Source organism: Stenotrophomonas sp. P2112, from assembly GCF_041897515.1.
Classification (GTDB): domain Bacteria; phylum Pseudomonadota; class Gammaproteobacteria; order Xanthomonadales; family Xanthomonadaceae; genus Stenotrophomonas; species Stenotrophomonas sepilia.
In genome coordinates this window covers 690,169-705,131 of the sequence record NZ_CP169216.1, presented here as the reverse complement: position 1 = coordinate 705,131, position 14,963 = coordinate 690,169, and the positions used below count along the sequence as shown (strand labels likewise).

The following is a 14,963-nucleotide window of genomic DNA, read 5'->3' as shown; positions in this document are numbered from 1 at the left end:
CTCAGCGCACCTTCAACGTGGCCAGGCCGATCAGCACGAGCACGACGGAGATGATCCAGAAGCGCACGATCACGCGCGGCTCCGGCCAGCCCTTCAGTTCGAAATGGTGGTGGATCGGCGCCATGCGGAACACGCGCTTGCCGGTCAGCTTGAACGAGGCGACCTGGATCATCACCGACAGGGTTTCGATGACGAACACGCCGCCCATGATCACCAGCACCAGTTCCTGGCGGGTGATCACCGCGATGGTGCCCAGCACCGCACCCAGCGCCAGCGCGCCGATGTCGCCCATGAAGACCATGGCCGGATAGGTGTTGAACCACAGGAAGCCCAGGCCCGCTCCGGCGATGGCCGCGCAGATGATGACCAGCTCGCCGGCGCCCGGGATCTGCGGGATCTGCAGGTAGTTGGCGAACACCACGTTGCCCGAGGCATAGGCGAACACGCCCAGCGCGCAGGCCACCAGCACGGTCGGCATGATTGCCAGGCCGTCCAGGCCGTCGGTCAGGTTCACCGCGTTGGAGAAGCCGACGATCCAGAAGTAGGCGATGGCCACGAAGCCGATGCCGGCCAGCGGCAGCGCGACCGACTTGAACATCGGGATGTAGAAGGTCAGCGCTGCCGGCACGTCGGCCGTGTAGAACAGGAACAGGCCCGCGGCCAGGCCGAAGATCGACTGCAGCAGGTACTTCCAGCGCGACTTCAGGCCGTTCGGGTCACGGCGGACGATCTTGATCCAGTCGTCATACCAGCCGATGGCGCCGAAGCACAGCATCACCGCCAGCACCAGCCACACGTAGCGGTTGCGCAGGTCGGCCCACATCAGCACCGACAGGGTGATGGTGAGCAGGATCAGCGAACCGCCCATGGTCGGCGTGCCGGCCTTGGAGAAATGGGTCTGCGGGCCGTCCTGGCGGATCGGCTGGCCGCCCTTGAACTGGGCGAGCTTGCGGATCATCGCCGGGCCAAGCCACAGCGACAGGAACAGGGCCGTCAGCGCGGCAAGGATGGCGCGGAACGTCTGGTAGTTGAACAGCCCGAACAGGCTCTCCAACTGCTGCAACCATCGAGCCAGTTCATACAACATGCGGGGATTCCTCTCCTTGCGCCAGCAGCGCTTTGACAATCGTGTCCATGGCGCTGCCACGGGAACCCTTGACCAGGCAGCGCACGCCGGCGTGCAGCCCGTCCTTCAGCGCCTGCGACAGCGCGTCGTGGGTGGCGAAACGACGGCCGCCGTCGCCGAAGGCGGTGGCGGCGGCGGCACTCAGCGGGCCCAGCGCGTACAGGCGCTTCAGGCCGGCGGCGCGTGCGCGGATGCCGGCCTGCGCATGCAGCGCCTCGGCGTCCGGGCCCAGCTCGCGCATGTCACCCAGCACCAGCCAGCCCTCTTCCGGGGCAGCGGCCAGGGCATCGATGGCCGCAGCCAGCGAGCCGGGATTGGCGTTGTAGCTGTCGTCCACCAGCACCGCGCCGTTGCGCAGCTGATGGGCAATCTGGCGGCCCGGTACCGGCTGCGCCTCGGCCAGACCGGCCGCAATCAGCGCCAGATCGACACCGGCCGCCAGCGCCAGGCTGGCGGCGGCCAGCGCATTGCTGACGTTGTGGCGACCCGGCAGGCCCAGCACCACGCGGGCTTCGCCGGTCGGGGCGACCAGGGTGAACTGGCTGCCCTGTGCACCGGCGCGGATGTCGCGCGCGGTCACGTCCGCCGAGTGTTCCAGCCCATAGCGCAGCACGCGGCAACGCTGCGGGCGACCGACGAAGTGCTGCTCGAACCAGCGGCCGTAGGCATCGTCGGCGTTGATCACCGCCACGCCATCGGCCGGCAGCGCGGCATAGATCGCGCCCTTGGTCACCGCCACCCCGAGCAGGCTGCCCATCCGCTCCAGGTGGGCGGGGGCGATGTTGTTGACCAGCGCATAGCGCGGGCGGGCGATGTCGGTCAGGTAGGCGATATCGCCAGGCTTGCCAGCGCCCATCTCGTAGACGGCGTAGTCGGCATCTTCCGGCGCGTCGATCACCGCCAGCGGCAGGCCGATCTCGTTGTTGCGGTTACCCGGGTTGGCGTAGACCACCTTGTGCGCGTGCTGGGCCACCTGCTGCAGGATCGACAGCAGCAGGCTCTTCACGCTGGTCTTGCCATTGCTGCCGGTGATCGCGAACACCTCGGTGCCACGGTCACGCTGCATGCCGGTGGCGATCTTCGCCAGTGCCAGCTCGCTGTCGGCCACCAGTACCTGCGGCAGCTCGATCGGCAGCAGCCGCTCGACCAGCAGCGCACTGGCACCGCGCGCCTGCGCGTCGGCAGCGAAGTCATGGCCGTCGAAACGCTCGCCGCGCAGCGCCACATACAGGCTGCCCGGGCCCAGGCTACGGGTGTCATTGCTGACTGCATCGATGGCCACGTCGTCGCCATGGATCTCGCCGCCGGCCCAGTGTGCGATCAGCGAAAGCAGAGTGCGCTTCATGCGGCGCCCTCCCCGGCCTTTGCCTGCAGAACACCGGCCTTGGCCGCCAGTGCAGCCGCAGCCACTTCGGTGTCGTCGAAGTCATGGCGCACGCCATTCACTTCCTGGTACGGCTCATGGCCCTTGCCGGCAATCAGGATGATGTCGCCGGCACCGGCACGCTTCACCGCCAGGCCGATCGCACGCGCGCGGTTGCGCTGCACGGTCACGGCATCGGCGTGCTGGAAGCCGGCCAGGATGTCGGCCACGATCACGTCGCCATCCTCGCCGCGCGGGTTGTCGTCGGTGACGATGACCTGGTTGGCCAGGCGCTCGGCAATCGCCGCCATCTGCGGACGCTTGCCGGTATCGCGCTCGCCACCGCAACCGAACACGCAGAACAGCGTGCCCTGCAGATGGCCGTGCAGGCTGTCCAGCGCCTGCTCCAGCGCGTCCGGGGTATGGGCGTAATCGACCACCACTGTCGGCAGACCGTCTTCACCACCCAGGCGGTTCATGCGGCCACGGATCGGCTGCAGCGCCGACAGCACTTCGGCGATGCGCGGCAGCGGCTGGCCCTGCGCATGCAGAGTACCGGCCACGGCCAGCAGGTTGTCCACGTTGAAGCGGCCCAGCAGCGGCGACTGCACCGCAGCACGCTGGCCGTCGATGACCAGCTCGAAGGCAATGCCGCGTCCATCCAGTTGCAGCGCCTCGGCGCGCACGCTGGCGTCAGCGGCAGCGCGCGAGCTCAGGCCGATCGGTTGCACGCCAGCAGGCAGGCCAGCGAACAGCTGGCGACCGAAGGCGTCGTCCAGGTTGACCACCGCCGCCTTCAGGCCCGGGCGATGGAACAGCCGCGCCTTGGCCGCGCCGTAGCTGGCCATGTCACCGTGGTAGTCCAGATGATCGCGGGTGAGGTTGGTGAACACCGCCACGTCGTAGTGCACGGCATCCACGCGGCCCTGGTCCAGCGCGTGCGAGCTGACTTCCATCGCCACCGCGCGCGCACCGGCGTCGCGCAGCTGTGCCAGCAGCGCATGCATCTGCAGCACCAGCGGCGTGGTGAAACCAGTCGGCTCGACCGCACCATAAAGTCCGGCGCCCAACGTGCCGATACTGCCACTGGGCGTTCCGAGCAGGTGCCAGGCCTGGGCCAGCAGCTGCACGGTGGAGGTCTTGCCGTTGGTACCGGTCACGCCAACCATCGCCATCGCCCGCGACGGCGCGCCATGGAACTGGTCGGCCATCGCCCCCATGCGCGCCCGCAGGCCCGGCACGGCGATCGCATCGGCCGGCGCCGGCAGCTCGGCCGGTGCCGGTGGCTCGAACAGGATGACGCTGGCACCGGCCGCACGGGCCTGCTCGACAAAGCCCAGCCCATGCGCGCCGAAGCCGGCGATCGCGACGAAGGCATTGCCGGGGCGCACGGCGCGGCTGTCCAGCACCAGGCCGGTCAGAACGGGATCATGGCCCGCCAGGGCCACGTCCGGAAGCAACTGCGAAAGCAACATCGAAGGACTCATTGCGTGCCTCCCGTAACGGGCGGCGTCTGGGCTTGCGCGCTCGGCAGCGCAGCATCGAATTCAGCGGCGGCATCGACCGGCAGCGCGGTCTCGGCCGGCGGTGCGGGCAGGATCGAGGCCGAATGGCCGACCTTGCCCGACTGCTGTGCGGCCAGCCACGACTGCAGGTCATCCAGCGGCACGTCCATCAGGCGCAGGGTGCCTTCCATCACGTTGTGATAGACCGGCGCCGACACCAGGCCGCCGTAGAACTTGCCGGCCTGCGGATCGTTGATGACGATGACGGTGGCGAAGCGCGGGTTGGTGGCCGGCACCACGCCGGCGAACAGCGCGTTGTAATGCCCGCGCTCGTAACCGCCCGGGCCAGCCTTGCGTGCAGTGCCGGTCTTGCCGGCCACGCGGTAGCCCAGCACCGCCGCCTGCTTGGCGCCGCCCTGGGTGACCACCGTTTCCATCATCGCCACCACCTGCCTGGCGACGTTCTCGTCGATGATCTGCTGGCCTTCGTTGCGCTGGCCCTTGACGAAGGTCGGCGCGATCAGGCGCCCGCCGTTGGCCAGCGCCGAGTAGGCGGTGGCAATCTGCAGTGGCGTGACCGACAGGCCGTAGCCGTAGGACATGGTGGTCTTGGTGGTCCCCGACCAGCGCGCCGGACGCATCACCACACCAGCCGATTCACCGGGGAAACCGCTGTGCGGCGCCGAGCCATAGCCGAAGCGGCGCACGCCGTCATAGAAGGTCTGGTCCGGCATCTTCGCCGCAACCTTGGCTGCACCCACGTTCGAACTGCGGGTGATCACGCCGGTCACGTTCAGCACGCCGTTGTTGCGTGGCACGTCGCGGATGGTGAAGCGACCCAGCGTCATGTAGCCCGGGTTGGTGTCGATGATGGTGTCCTTGGTCACCGCACCGGCCTGCAGCGCGGTGGCGATGGTCAGCGGCTTCATCGTCGAACCCGGCTCGACCAGGTCGGTCACCGCACGGTTGCGGCGCGTATCAGGGATCGCGCCGGTCAACGAATTCGGGTTGTAGGTCGGCAGGTTGACCATGGCCAGGATCTCGCCGGTGGTCACGTCCATGATCACCATCGAGCCGCCGGCCGCCTTGTTGGCCACCAGCGCGTTGCGCAGTTCCTTGAACGCCAGGTACTGGATGCGGCGGTCGATGCTGAGGGTCAGGTCCTTGCCCGGCTCAGCGGCACGCAGCAGATCGCTTTCGACGGTTTCCCCCTTGCGGTTGCGGATCACCCGCTTCGCACCGGGCTTGCCGCGCAGCCATTCGTCGAAGGCCAGTTCCAGGCCTTCCTGGCCGCGATCATCGATGTTGGTGAAGCCCAGCACGTGCGCCATCGCCTCACCCTGCGGGTAGAAGCGGCGGAACTCGCGCTGAGCCGCCACGCCCGGAATCTTCAGCGCGACCACCTTCTCTGCCTCGTCCGGATTGATCCGGCGACGCAGATACATGAATTCCTTGTCCGACTTCTGCGACAGGCGGCTGCTCAGCTCATCCACCGACATGCCGACCGCCTGGGCCAGCTCGGGGATGCGCTCGGGCGAACGCAGCAGGTCCTGCGGGTTGACCCAGATCGAGGCAACCGGCGTGGACACCGCCAGCGGCTCGCCGTTGCGGTCGGTGATCATGCCGCGCGAAGTCTTGATCGGCAGCTCGCGCAGATAGCGGGCCTCGCCCTGGCGCTGGTAGAAGTCGCTGTTGATGATCTGCACGTAGGCCGCGCGGCCGACCAGCGACACCGAGCACAGGCCGAGCGCCAGCGCGACCCAGCGCAGGCGCTGGCGCAGGTTGAAGGCATTGCGTGGACGGTTGCGACCGGCCTTGCTCATGGGCGCACCACCACGATGTCGGCGGCCTCGGGGAACTTCATGCCGAGCTTTTCGCGGGCGATGCGATCGACACGGTTGGCTTCGGCCAACGTGGCCTGCTCCAGCTGCAGGCGGCCGAATTCCAGGTTGATGTCATCGCGCTTGCGCTCGGCGCGCGACAGCTCGATGAACGTCTGCCGATGACGGTGACGCACGAACACGACGCCGATCGCCGAGGCCACGGTGCAGGCCAACAGGATGATCAGCAGCAACCGGCTCATGCGTCGGCCTCCCGCTTCTGGGCCACGCGCAGCACCGCGCTGCGGGCGCGCGGGTTGGCGGCCAGCTCTTCGTCGGTGGCCTTGATGGCCCCACCGATCAGGTCCAGCGTCGGCACGAACGCAACGGCCTCGGGCAGGCGGCGGTTGGCCGGTGGCGCCTTGGCCAGGCGGTTCATGTACTGCTTGACGATGCGGTCTTCCAGCGAATGGAAGCTGATCACCGCCAGACGGCCACCGGGCTTGAGCCGTTCCACCGCCGCATCGAGCCCCGCTTCCAGGTCTGCCAGCTCGCGGTTGATGTGGATGCGGATGGCCTGGAAGCTGCGCGTGGCGGGATGGATCTTGTCCTTGCCACGCGGCATCACCGAGGCGATCAGCTCGGCCAGTTCGGCGGTGCGGGAGAACGGCTGCTTCTCGCGGCGGGCCACGATGGCGCGGGCGATGCGCCGGCTCTGGCGCTCTTCGCCGTAGGTCCACAGCACATCGGCGATCTCGCGCTCTTCCACGCGGTTGATCCACTGCGCGGCGCTTTCACCGCTGTCCGGGTCCATGCGCATGTCCAGCGGGCCGTCCTTGCCGAAGCTGAAGCCACGTTCGGCCACATCCAGCTGCGGCGACGACACGCCCAGGTCGAACAGCACGCCGTCCAGGCCTTCGGCCGTGGCATCCCACTGCAGCAGCTGGGCGAAGCTGCCACGGAAGATGGACACGCGCGGATCCGGCGCGAAATCGCGCTCGGCAACGGCGATGGCTTCCGGATCCTTGTCCATGACCAGCAGGCGCCCCTCGGGACCGAGCTGGGTAAGCACGCCACGTGCATGACCGCCACGACCGAACGTGCCATCCAGATAACGTCCGTTTTCGATCACCCTCAGGCCTTCAAGGACCTGGGTGTACAGGACCGGCAGGTGCACCGCCGGCGACTGCGACACCGGAAGGTGACCGGTCTGCGCTTCTGGGCGCATCCGGGCACCCCGGCTCACAACTTCAGGTCGAGCAACCCATCACCCAGATCCTCGTCAGACAACGTCTGCTGGATCAGGGCCCGATGCGCCTGCTCGCTCCACAATTCGAACTTGTCGCCCATGCCGAGCAATACCGCCTTCTTCTCAATGCCCACCGCACCGCGGTGGCTGGCGGGGATGCTGATGCGACCGTTGCCGTCCAGTTCCAGATGGGCGGCCGAGCCGACCAGCTTCTGCTGCAACAGGCGCACGACGCGCTGGGTGTTGGGCTTGGACATCACATCGTCGCGGACCCGTTCCCATTCCGACTCTGCGTACAGCCACAGGCAGCCGGCTTCGAACGGGTTGTAGGTCAGCACGAGACGGTTGTTACTGGCGCGCGCGACGAGGTCGCGGTAAGCGGTGGGAACCGCCATGCGCCCCTTGTCGTCAACTGTGATGGCCGTCTCGCCCTGGAACACGACGCCTGCACCTTGTCCTTCGCCCGGTGAAACATTGAACCACGAAAACCCACAAAACACCCGGATTTCCCTCTGATGCCCACCTTAGCAGCGGGCCGAGGGTTGTCAACAACTTTTCAGCAGGGAAATCGCCAGCCGCATCAATGGCTTGCAACAACCTTTAGAGAATTGTTCAAGGCTTATCCACAAGTTGCTGATCCGTCTCAATTTTTGAGATTGAACGGAAGTTCAGGGGCGTGGACGGGGCGTGAAACATCGACCGCGCATTCATCCCGGCCTGGCCGGAAACGGCGCCGTAATGCGCAAACGGTGCACAATGAGGCCATGTGCCTGCTCGCTCTTGGCTGGATGCACCACCCGCGCTGGCGGCTGGTAATGACCGGCAACCGTGATGAGTTCCACGCCCGCCCCACCGCGGCGCTGGCCCCCTGGCAGGATGAGACCTCCGTCATCGGGGGACGCGACCTGCGCTCCGGCGGTGGCTGGGCCGGGGTCGGCGCCTCGGGCCGGATGGCGGTGGTCACCAACGTCCGCGACCCGCTGGCGGCCCAGACCGGACCGTCGCGGGGCGCGCTGGTGGCCGACTTCCTGCGCGGCCGCGACCCGGCCGCCGTGCATATCGAGCGGTTGGCAACCGTGGCGGGTGCCTACGCCCCATTCAATCTGTTGCTGGCCGATGGCGACAGCCTGGAGTACCTGGGCAACCATCCCGCCGAACGGCAGACGCTTGGCCCGGGCGTCCACGGCATGTCCAACGGCGCGCTGGACGCGCCCTGGCCGAAGACCCGACGGCTGATGGCCGCGCTGTCGGCATGGCTGGAAGCAGACGGGGTCAGATCCCTTTCGCAACGCGAAAGGGATCTGACCCCGGACCTGACCCCGCTCTGGAATGCCTTGGCCGATGAACACCGCCCCGCCGACAGCGACCTGCCCGACACCGGCATCGGCCTGGAACGCGAGCGCTGGTTGAGCCCGGCCTTCATCCGCGGCGACGACTACGGCACCCGCGCCAGCACCGTACTGCTGATCGACGCCGACGGCCACGGCGAGATCCACGAACGCCGCTTCGGCCCGCAGGGTGCACCGAGCGGACAAAGCCACGTCATTTTCTGACCCGATCAAGACGGCCCTTGGCCGGATGCTCTTGGCGTGGGTAGTGCCGGCCGCTGGCCGGCAGCCTTTGGATGCTCGGATTCGCCATGAAGCAGCCGGCCAGCGGCCGGCACTACCCGCAGCTTGCTGTCGCGATCCACGTGGCGGCCGTCGCCATCGCAGCGGGCCTGAAACGTCATTCAGCTTCCAGCCGCGACCACGATCCGCCCGCACCCCAGGGGTTTCAGCATCGCCGCCACCCGACTGTGCCCTTTTCGCAATCGGCACTGTGTCTATAAATGTCGCCCCTGACCTCCCAGGGTGGTCGCGCCCGGCATCACGCCGCGCGATCGACCGCAACCACAAGGAGGCCCCATGCGCCGCATCCTCATCCTGCTCGCCACCCACCTGCTCACCCTCGGCCTGGGCTTCGGCCTGGGCGTCTATCTGCTGCCGATCCTGATCGCCCCCGATGACCCGCCGGCCGCCCAGGTACAGGCCGCGATGAAAGACGCCACCTACCGCACCACCTTCCGCCGCGACCTCAAAGGCAGCGATGCGGTGCACTGGGCCGAAGGCAAGGTCAGCGTCAGTGCCACCCAGGTCGCCTTCGACGGGAAGATGGGACCGGGCCCGGATTACAAGGTCTATCTGGTCCGTGATTTCGTCGACAACAAGGCCGACTTCCTGAAGATCAAGGCGCAGGCCCAGCGCATCGGTGAGGTGAAGACCTTCAACCGCTTCCTGGTGGACGTCCCCGCGAACGTGGACGTGGACGACTACACCACCGTGGTGGTGTGGTGCGAGCGCTTCTCGCAGTTCATCTCCGCCGGGCAGTACCGTACGCCGGGCTGATCAGGGCATGGGGTCGGATCCCTTTCCTCTGGAAAGGGATCCGACCCCGGAATCACGGTAGATCCACGCCATGCGTGGAAGAAGAAAGAGGCGGAGCCGGCCGATAAGCCGGGTTCTGTCGTGGACAGTCATTCCTCTAGGCGTTACGTCACCGCAACGCTCAAGCAACCTACCCGGATCCAACGCGGGCCGCGCCAAAGGATCCCTATTTGGTCTTGCTCCAGGTGGGGTTTGCCGTGCCGGTCTGTTGCCAGACTCGCGGTGCGCTCTTACCGCACCATTTCACCCTTACCGGCCTTCCGAAGAAGACGTAGGCGGTATCTTTCTGTTGCACTTTCCGTCGGCTTGCGCCGCCCAGGCGTTACCTGGCACCTTGCCCTATGGAGCCCGGACTTTCCTCGGCACCCCCGAAGGGATGACGCGACTGTCTGGCCGACTCCGCCAGCGCGCATTCTAGCGTACGCACGCCTTTCCTGCCGTGCCGATCGCGGCGTCCGGTTCATCCACGCGTGGCGTGGCTCTAGCGGCCCTTCGCCTTCGCCCTCGCCATCACCGCCGCCCGCGACTCCAGCACCACCCCGACGATCAATTCCCGCACCTGCGGTTGCGAACCGTCCCATTCAATGCGGCGGACGCGCACGTCCACGCGATCGCCCGGCGCGTGGGCTTTCAACGCTTGGCCGATACCGAAGACGGTCTTCACTCGGGTACCTGCCACGGCCAGCACCTCATCCCCCTTGCGCAGGCCGGCGCGATGGGCCGGACCTTCGTCAGGCTCGGATTCGATCACGGTCGCGCCCCCCATTTGAACGCCGAGGACCGGGCGCAGCGCATCGCTACGCGAATCCCCTTCCCCAGCCTGTTCGCGCGCCAATTCGGTGGCGCCCAGCAGTGCATCGTCCAACCCCGCATCGAAATACGGCGCGTTGTCCACGAATGCGGCGCATTGCCACGACGCGCGCTCGGGTACCGGCTCGCGCCCCGCACGCAGGGCCTGCCGCAGGTCGCGCCATTGCGCCGCGCTGACGTACCGCTGCTGGCTGTTCACCAATTGCTGGTAGGCCGCCTCGATCTGTGCGTGGTTGCCGGCCCCCACCTGCAGACATCCCTCGTAGTTCTCCAACGCGTCACGTGCCGCGCGATAGGTCAGGTAATTGCTGTAATCGCGGACCGACTGCAGCCGATTGAATTCGACCAACCCCGGATCGAACAGCAGGTAGCCAACATAGTCCGGGCCCAGATCGGCTTCGGTAATGGCCGCAGGTGGCGGCCCTTCAGCTGCAGGAGCTGGCACGTCGGCCAGAGCGAACAGTAGGAACAGTCCCTTTTCCAGCATCTGTCTTCCCTCCCTCAAGTAAATTTGAGAGCTTCATTCCTTCACCCCCAGAATTCCGCCGCTCATTCGCATTCCAGCGTCCCAGGCTGTGAATGACCCATGCAGCCTGCACGCTTTTCAGGACTTTTCGTCCAGCTCCCGGCGAAGATCGTCGACCCATCGCTTTCTGCTGCTACGGTCATACTCGGCCGGCGAGAACGGCATCGACGCACGCGCATAATCGTCGATCAGTGCCAGCAGCGCCTGCCTGTCGACACGCGCGTCGAGAGGAGTGTGGGTGTCACTGGCGAGTGCGACCAGTTGTTCCTGGAGCAGCTCCTTTCTTGCGATGCCGGCGCCGGTGGACGGATCTGCGATACACAGACCGAAGGTCCCGTTGAAGAAGTGCGGGAGCAGCAGTTGCGCCTTGTCGTGCGCAGCGTTGGCATCCCCAAGCACGGCTGTCATGTAGCCCTCGAGCTCCTGCAGCAGAACGTCGACCACAGCCGCCCGCTCACTGCCCGGTGGTGCATGATCGGCAATGCGTATCCAGCGTGCGCAATCGGTACGGAAGTACTCCCCCACAAGGTCTTCGCTGATGGGAATGGAGCCGAACACTGCAGATCGGATGGCGCCACCCTCGCAGGTGTAGGTGGGCTGCGGCACCGCGCCCACTGCAATCAGGCGACTGAGTCTTTCTTCTGACACATTGCAGAATGCGGCGAACGCATCCTTTGGCAGGAAATGAGCTTGAAGGTAGGCTGTCAATGCCATCTCGAACAATTACTGCCAAGTGGGGGATGAAGAGGCGTGTGCAGGGGCGTCTTCGTCCAGGACAGACATCCCGAGCACCGGTCCTCACGCCTCAGAGGCCTCGGAAATGGAGTCACACTACGGACACGCTTCCGTATCGGGAGTATCCGCACGGGCTCGACTGATCTCAATGTCGCTCTGCAGGACGTCCCGCAATACCCAAGGCTGCTGGCTTCGTACGATCATCAGTGGGTCGGTCATTGCTGCTCATCACGACATCGCCTGTCCCCGGATTCGTCCCTCAGCCGCGCACGTGAGCACGTTCACGCGGCAGAGGTTGGCGTCCCTCCGGCGGTTCCGAACCGTTTCGCATTTCGCGCCGCGCGCTGCCCCGACATGGCCCGGAGCGAGCGATCAACTGCCGTACAGCGCCTTGCGCGGCGCACCGGTCAGTTCCGCGGCCAGCTTGGCGGCGGTCGACGGCGGCAGGTGCTCGCTCAGCTTCGCGTAGACGCGGCGACCATGCGCCAGCTGCGCTTCCTCGTCGTCACCGGCACCCTGCACCATCACCACGAACTCGCCCTTGCGCTGGTTGTCGTCGGCCTCGACTTGGGCCAGCAGCCCCGCCAGGTCGCCATCAAGCACGGTCTCGAACAGCTTGGTCAGCTCGCGGGCCAGCACCGCCGGGCGCTCGCCGCCGAAGATCGCCGCCATGTCGGCCAGCGACTCGGCGATACGGTGCGAGGATTCGTAGAACACCATCGTGCGCACTTCGCCGGCCAGCGCCTGCAGGCGGTCGCGGCGGCCGCTGGCCTTGGCCGGCAGGAAACCCTCGAAGCTGAAACGGTCGCTGGGCAGGCCGGCCACGCTCAGCGCGGCGATGGCGGCGCAGGCACCGGGCACCGGGCTGACCTTGATACCCGCCGCGCGCGCGGCACGCACCAGGCGGAAACCGGGGTCACTGACCAGCGGGGTACCGGCATCGCTGACCAGCGCCAGCGACTCGCCGGCCTGCAATCGCGAAACCAGGCGCTGCGCCAGGGCCTCTTCATTGTGTTCGTGCAGGGCCACCAGCGGTTGCTGGATGCCGAAATGGGACAGCAGCTGGCCGCTGCGGCGGGTGTCCTCGGCACAGATGGCCGCCACCGAACGCAGCACCTCCTGCGCGCGCGGGCTCAGATCGGCCAGGTTGCCGATCGGGGTGGCGACGACGTACAGGGTTGGCACACTCATTTCAGCGGTACTCACGGGGCAAGGGTAGAATCGTAGCGTGTACCCGGCCAAGGCCGCTGCCCCCATCGCATGGACCCGATCATGAACAAGCCCGCCGCACGGATCTCCGCCCTGTCGTTGTCGCTGATGCTGCTGGCCGGTTGTGCCACCACCAGCCTGACCAGCACGCCCGATTCGCCGGCCCAGAGCCAGGCGCTGGCGCTGATCGAACAGGGCAAGCCGCGCGATGCCGCGCTGCAGCTGGAAGGCCTGGCCTCCACCCTGCGCGGCGGCGCCCGCAGCAACGCCCTGGCCGATGCGGCTTGGGCCTGGCACCTGGCCGGCGACAGTGCCCGCGCGCGCAGCCTGCTCGGCCAGCTCACCGCACGCCAGCTGTCCGGCGCCAGCCTGCAGCGCTACCAGCTGACCGGTGCCGAGCTCGCCTTGGCCGACAAGCAGCCGGCGCAGGCACTGGCCCTGCTGAAGGACCACGGCGATAACGTGCTGCCGGCGCTGCGTACGCGCTGGTACCTCGCCCGCGCCAGTGCCCTGCAGGGCACCGGCGATGCCTTCGGCGCCGCCACCGAGCGCGCCCGCGCCCATTCCAGCCTGACCGGCAGCGCGCGCAGCGAGAACCAGGCCGCCATTGCCGGCCTGCTCGGCACCCTCGACGACGCCACCCTGCGCAGCCGTGCCGCCGCCCTGCCGGCCAACGACCCGCTCTACAACTTCGCCGGCCGTGCACTGATCGCGCGCGGCCTGCCGCTGCCGCGCCCGTTCGACCGCGATGGCGCGGCCCAGTTCGACACCAGCAAGCGCCCGCCGGCGATGAGCGACGGTTACCGCCCGCCGGCCAAGCTGGCCGTGCTGCTGCCGCTCAGCGGCCGCCTGGCCACCGCCGCACAGCCGGTGCGCGATGGCCTGTTGAGCGCTTATTACGGTGAAAGCCGCCGCCGCCCGGACATCAACTTCTTCGACACCGCCGGCACCCCGGCCGGTGCCCTGGCCGCCTATGACAAGGCCGTCGCCTCCGGTGCCGACTTCGTGGTCGGTCCGCTGGGCCGCGACGAAGTGGACGCCGTGTACGGCCGGCAGCAGCTGCAGGTGCCGGTGCTGGCCCTGAACCGCGGCAAGGACGCACCGCCGGCCGGCAGTGCCGGCTTCTCGCTGGCACCGGAAGACGACGGCATCGTCGCCGCCGAGTACCTGCGTGGCCGCGAGCGCGGCAAGGCGCTGGTGATCAACAGCGCCGATGACACCGGCCGCCGTGCCGCCGCCGCCTTCGCCCAGCGCTTTGCGCAGCGCGGTGGCCAGGTGGTGGCCACGATCGGCGTCACCGATGCCGTCGGCGATGTCGGCGCGCAGGTGCGCAACGCCGGCCAGGTCGATGCCGTATTCCTCGCCGTGCGTGCGCCGCAGGCGCGCCTGCTGGCGCCGCAGCTGGCGCTGGCCGGTGCAGGCGGCGCGACCCGCGTTGGCACCTCGCAGCTGACCGTTGGCAGCGGCAAGGTGGAAGAAGACGTGGCGCTGGACGGCATCGTCTATCCGAACGAAGCCTGGAACGTGCGCAGTGTGTCCGGCCTGCCGTCGGCCAGCCAGGTGGCCAGCACCCTGCCGAGCGCACGCGGTGCGGCCGGCCGCCTGTTCGCCTTCGGTGCCGACGCCTGGAAGATCACCGCCTACCTGGACAAGCTGTCCAACGAAGGCGGCCTGGACGGTGCCACCGGCACCCTGTTCCTGGACAGCAACGGCAACATCCTGCGCCAGCCGGCCTGGTCGACCTTCAATGGCGGCCGGCCGATGCCGATCGTCGGTGGTCGCTGAGCGCAGCCAACGTGGCTCGGCGGTGGAAGCCGCCGCCGAGCAGCATCTGCGACAGGCGGGACTGCAGCCGCGTGCGCGCAACGTGCGCTATCGCGGCGGTGAACTGGACCTGGTGATGGACGATGCCGGCACCGTGGTGTTCGTGGAAGTGCGCTACCGCGCGCGATCGGATTTCGGCGGTGGCGCCGCTTCGGTCGATGCGCGCAAATGCCGGCGCCTGGCCCACGCCGCGCAGCTGTACCTGCAGGACCACCCGGCGCTGGCCAATGCGCCCTGCCGTTTCGATGTGGTCGAAGCCACCGGCGAACCGCCGCAGCTGCATTGGCTGCGGGATGCGTTCCGATTGGATGACTGCTGATGGCTACTCTTTGCCGGCCAGCGGCCGGCACTACCCGTCGGACCTGCAGCC

Annotated in this window: 14 protein-coding genes and 1 other RNA gene; 4 read left to right on the top strand and 11 right to left on the bottom strand. The window is 67.6% G+C overall.

Annotated features, from left to right (window positions below):
• Position 1: 1 nt before the first annotated feature.
• Genes mraY through mraZ form a run of 7 tightly spaced genes read right to left on the bottom strand, consistent with a single transcriptional unit; the run spans position 2 to position 7,503 of the window.
• The gene (gene mraY, locus ACEPA4_RS03250) at positions 2–1,087 is read right to left on the bottom strand and encodes a phospho-N-acetylmuramoyl-pentapeptide-transferase (RefSeq protein ID WP_005415291.1); all 1,086 of its coding nucleotides are present in this window, start codon (positions 1,085–1,087) and stop codon (positions 2–4) included.
• Complete coding sequence (murF, locus tag ACEPA4_RS03245) at positions 1,077–2,471, bottom strand: UDP-N-acetylmuramoyl-tripeptide--D-alanyl-D-alanine ligase (RefSeq protein WP_065186664.1); 1,395 nt, start codon at positions 2,469–2,471, stop codon at positions 1,077–1,079. Before murF ends, mraY begins: the two co-directional genes overlap by 11 nt.
• Positions 2,468–3,976: a UDP-N-acetylmuramoyl-L-alanyl-D-glutamate--2,6-diaminopimelate ligase gene (locus ACEPA4_RS03240; RefSeq protein WP_065178759.1), complete on the bottom strand. Its 1,509-nt coding sequence runs from the start codon at positions 3,974–3,976 to the stop codon at positions 2,468–2,470. The genes murF and ACEPA4_RS03240 overlap by 4 nt, the downstream gene beginning before the upstream one ends.
• Positions 3,973–5,817: a penicillin-binding protein 2 gene (locus tag ACEPA4_RS03235; protein ID WP_005415287.1), complete on the bottom strand. Its 1,845-nt coding sequence runs from the start codon at positions 5,815–5,817 to the stop codon at positions 3,973–3,975. The genes ACEPA4_RS03240 and ACEPA4_RS03235 overlap by 4 nt, the downstream gene beginning before the upstream one ends.
• On the bottom strand, positions 5,814–6,077 hold the full coding sequence (ftsL, locus tag ACEPA4_RS03230; protein ID WP_005415286.1) for a cell division protein FtsL: 264 nt from the start codon (positions 6,075–6,077) through the stop codon (positions 5,814–5,816). Before ftsL ends, ACEPA4_RS03235 begins: the two co-directional genes overlap by 4 nt.
• Entirely contained in the window at positions 6,074–7,042 is a 969-nt protein-coding gene (gene rsmH, locus ACEPA4_RS03225; protein ID WP_012479154.1) for a 16S rRNA (cytosine(1402)-N(4))-methyltransferase RsmH, read from the bottom strand. The genes ftsL and rsmH overlap by 4 nt, the downstream gene beginning before the upstream one ends.
• Positions 7,043–7,056: 14 nt before the next feature.
• Positions 7,057–7,503, bottom strand: coding sequence for a division/cell wall cluster transcriptional repressor MraZ (gene mraZ, locus ACEPA4_RS03220; protein ID WP_004143635.1), 447 nt, complete (start codon positions 7,501–7,503; stop codon positions 7,057–7,059).
• A 324-nt stretch (positions 7,504–7,827) separates the two neighbouring features.
• Here mraZ and ACEPA4_RS03215 point away from each other — a divergent pair, with 324 nt between their 5' ends.
• Both ACEPA4_RS03215 and ACEPA4_RS03210 read left to right on the top strand, forming a co-directional pair.
• Complete coding sequence (locus ACEPA4_RS03215; RefSeq protein ID WP_069139503.1) at positions 7,828–8,616, top strand: NRDE family protein; 789 nt, start codon at positions 7,828–7,830, stop codon at positions 8,614–8,616.
• Between the two features lie 354 nt (positions 8,617–8,970).
• Positions 8,971–9,450, top strand: a complete 480-nt coding sequence (locus ACEPA4_RS03210) for a DM13 domain-containing protein (RefSeq protein ID WP_139726735.1) — start codon at positions 8,971–8,973, stop codon at positions 9,448–9,450.
• 88 nt (positions 9,451–9,538) lie between these two features.
• Here the strand turns inward: ACEPA4_RS03210 and rnpB are convergent.
• The 4 genes from rnpB to rsmI all read right to left on the bottom strand — a co-directional run bounded on the left by rnpB (position 9,539) and on the right by rsmI (position 12,751).
• An RNA gene (gene rnpB, locus ACEPA4_RS03205) (RNase P RNA component class A) lies at positions 9,539–9,890 on the bottom strand.
• Positions 9,891–9,970: 80 nt separating this feature from the next.
• The gene (locus ACEPA4_RS03200) at positions 9,971–10,786 is read right to left on the bottom strand and encodes a PDZ domain-containing protein (RefSeq protein ID WP_171958411.1); all 816 of its coding nucleotides are present in this window, start codon (positions 10,784–10,786) and stop codon (positions 9,971–9,973) included.
• Positions 10,787–10,903: 117 nt separating this feature from the next.
• Positions 10,904–11,539 carry a DUF6058 family natural product biosynthesis protein gene (locus ACEPA4_RS03195; protein WP_164092972.1) on the bottom strand — a complete coding sequence of 212 codons (636 nt, stop codon included), beginning with the start codon at positions 11,537–11,539 and terminating at the stop codon, positions 10,904–10,906.
• 393 nt (positions 11,540–11,932) lie between these two features.
• Positions 11,933–12,751, bottom strand: coding sequence for a 16S rRNA (cytidine(1402)-2'-O)-methyltransferase (gene rsmI / locus ACEPA4_RS03190; RefSeq protein ID WP_065178763.1), 819 nt, complete (start codon positions 12,749–12,751; stop codon positions 11,933–11,935).
• Positions 12,752–12,832: 81 nt separating this feature from the next.
• On the opposite strand from rsmI, the gene ACEPA4_RS03185 reads away from it, so the two are divergent.
• Positions 12,833–14,554, top strand: coding sequence for a penicillin-binding protein activator (locus ACEPA4_RS03185; protein ID WP_111128433.1), 1,722 nt, complete (start codon positions 12,833–12,835; stop codon positions 14,552–14,554).
• The gene (locus ACEPA4_RS03180; protein WP_374083003.1) at positions 14,544–14,912 is read left to right on the top strand and encodes a YraN family protein; all 369 of its coding nucleotides are present in this window, start codon (positions 14,544–14,546) and stop codon (positions 14,910–14,912) included. The genes ACEPA4_RS03185 and ACEPA4_RS03180 overlap by 11 nt, the downstream gene beginning before the upstream one ends.
• Positions 14,913–14,963: the final 51 nt, after the last annotated feature.

What these genes read in the sequence shown, in the direction of transcription:
- ACEPA4_RS03195 (WP_164092972.1), bottom strand. Translation starts at nt 11,539, where the DNA reads ATGGCATTGACAGCCTACCTTCAAGCTCATTTCCTGCCAAAGGATGCG.
- rsmI (WP_065178763.1), bottom strand. Translation starts at nt 12,751, where the DNA reads ATGAGTGTGCCAACCCTGTACGTCGTCGCCACCCCGATCGGCAACCTG.
- mraY (WP_005415291.1), bottom strand. Translation starts at nt 1,087, where the DNA reads ATGTTGTATGAACTGGCTCGATGGTTGCAGCAGTTGGAGAGCCTGTTC.
- ACEPA4_RS03200 (WP_171958411.1), bottom strand. Translation starts at nt 10,786, where the DNA reads ATGCTGGAAAAGGGACTGTTCCTACTGTTCGCTCTGGCCGACGTGCCA.
- ACEPA4_RS03235 (WP_005415287.1), bottom strand. Translation starts at nt 5,817, where the DNA reads ATGAGCAAGGCCGGTCGCAACCGTCCACGCAATGCCTTCAACCTGCGC.
- ACEPA4_RS03185 (WP_111128433.1), top strand. Translation starts at nt 12,833, where the DNA reads ATGAACAAGCCCGCCGCACGGATCTCCGCCCTGTCGTTGTCGCTGATG.
- ftsL (WP_005415286.1), bottom strand. Translation starts at nt 6,077, where the DNA reads ATGAGCCGGTTGCTGCTGATCATCCTGTTGGCCTGCACCGTGGCCTCG.
- murF (WP_065186664.1), bottom strand. Translation starts at nt 2,471, where the DNA reads ATGAAGCGCACTCTGCTTTCGCTGATCGCACACTGGGCCGGCGGCGAG.
- rsmH (WP_012479154.1), bottom strand. Translation starts at nt 7,042, where the DNA reads ATGCGCCCAGAAGCGCAGACCGGTCACCTTCCGGTGTCGCAGTCGCCG.
- ACEPA4_RS03240 (WP_065178759.1), bottom strand. Translation starts at nt 3,976, where the DNA reads ATGAGTCCTTCGATGTTGCTTTCGCAGTTGCTTCCGGACGTGGCCCTG.
- ACEPA4_RS03210 (WP_139726735.1), top strand. Translation starts at nt 8,971, where the DNA reads ATGCGCCGCATCCTCATCCTGCTCGCCACCCACCTGCTCACCCTCGGC.
- ACEPA4_RS03215 (WP_069139503.1), top strand. Translation starts at nt 7,828, where the DNA reads ATGTGCCTGCTCGCTCTTGGCTGGATGCACCACCCGCGCTGGCGGCTG.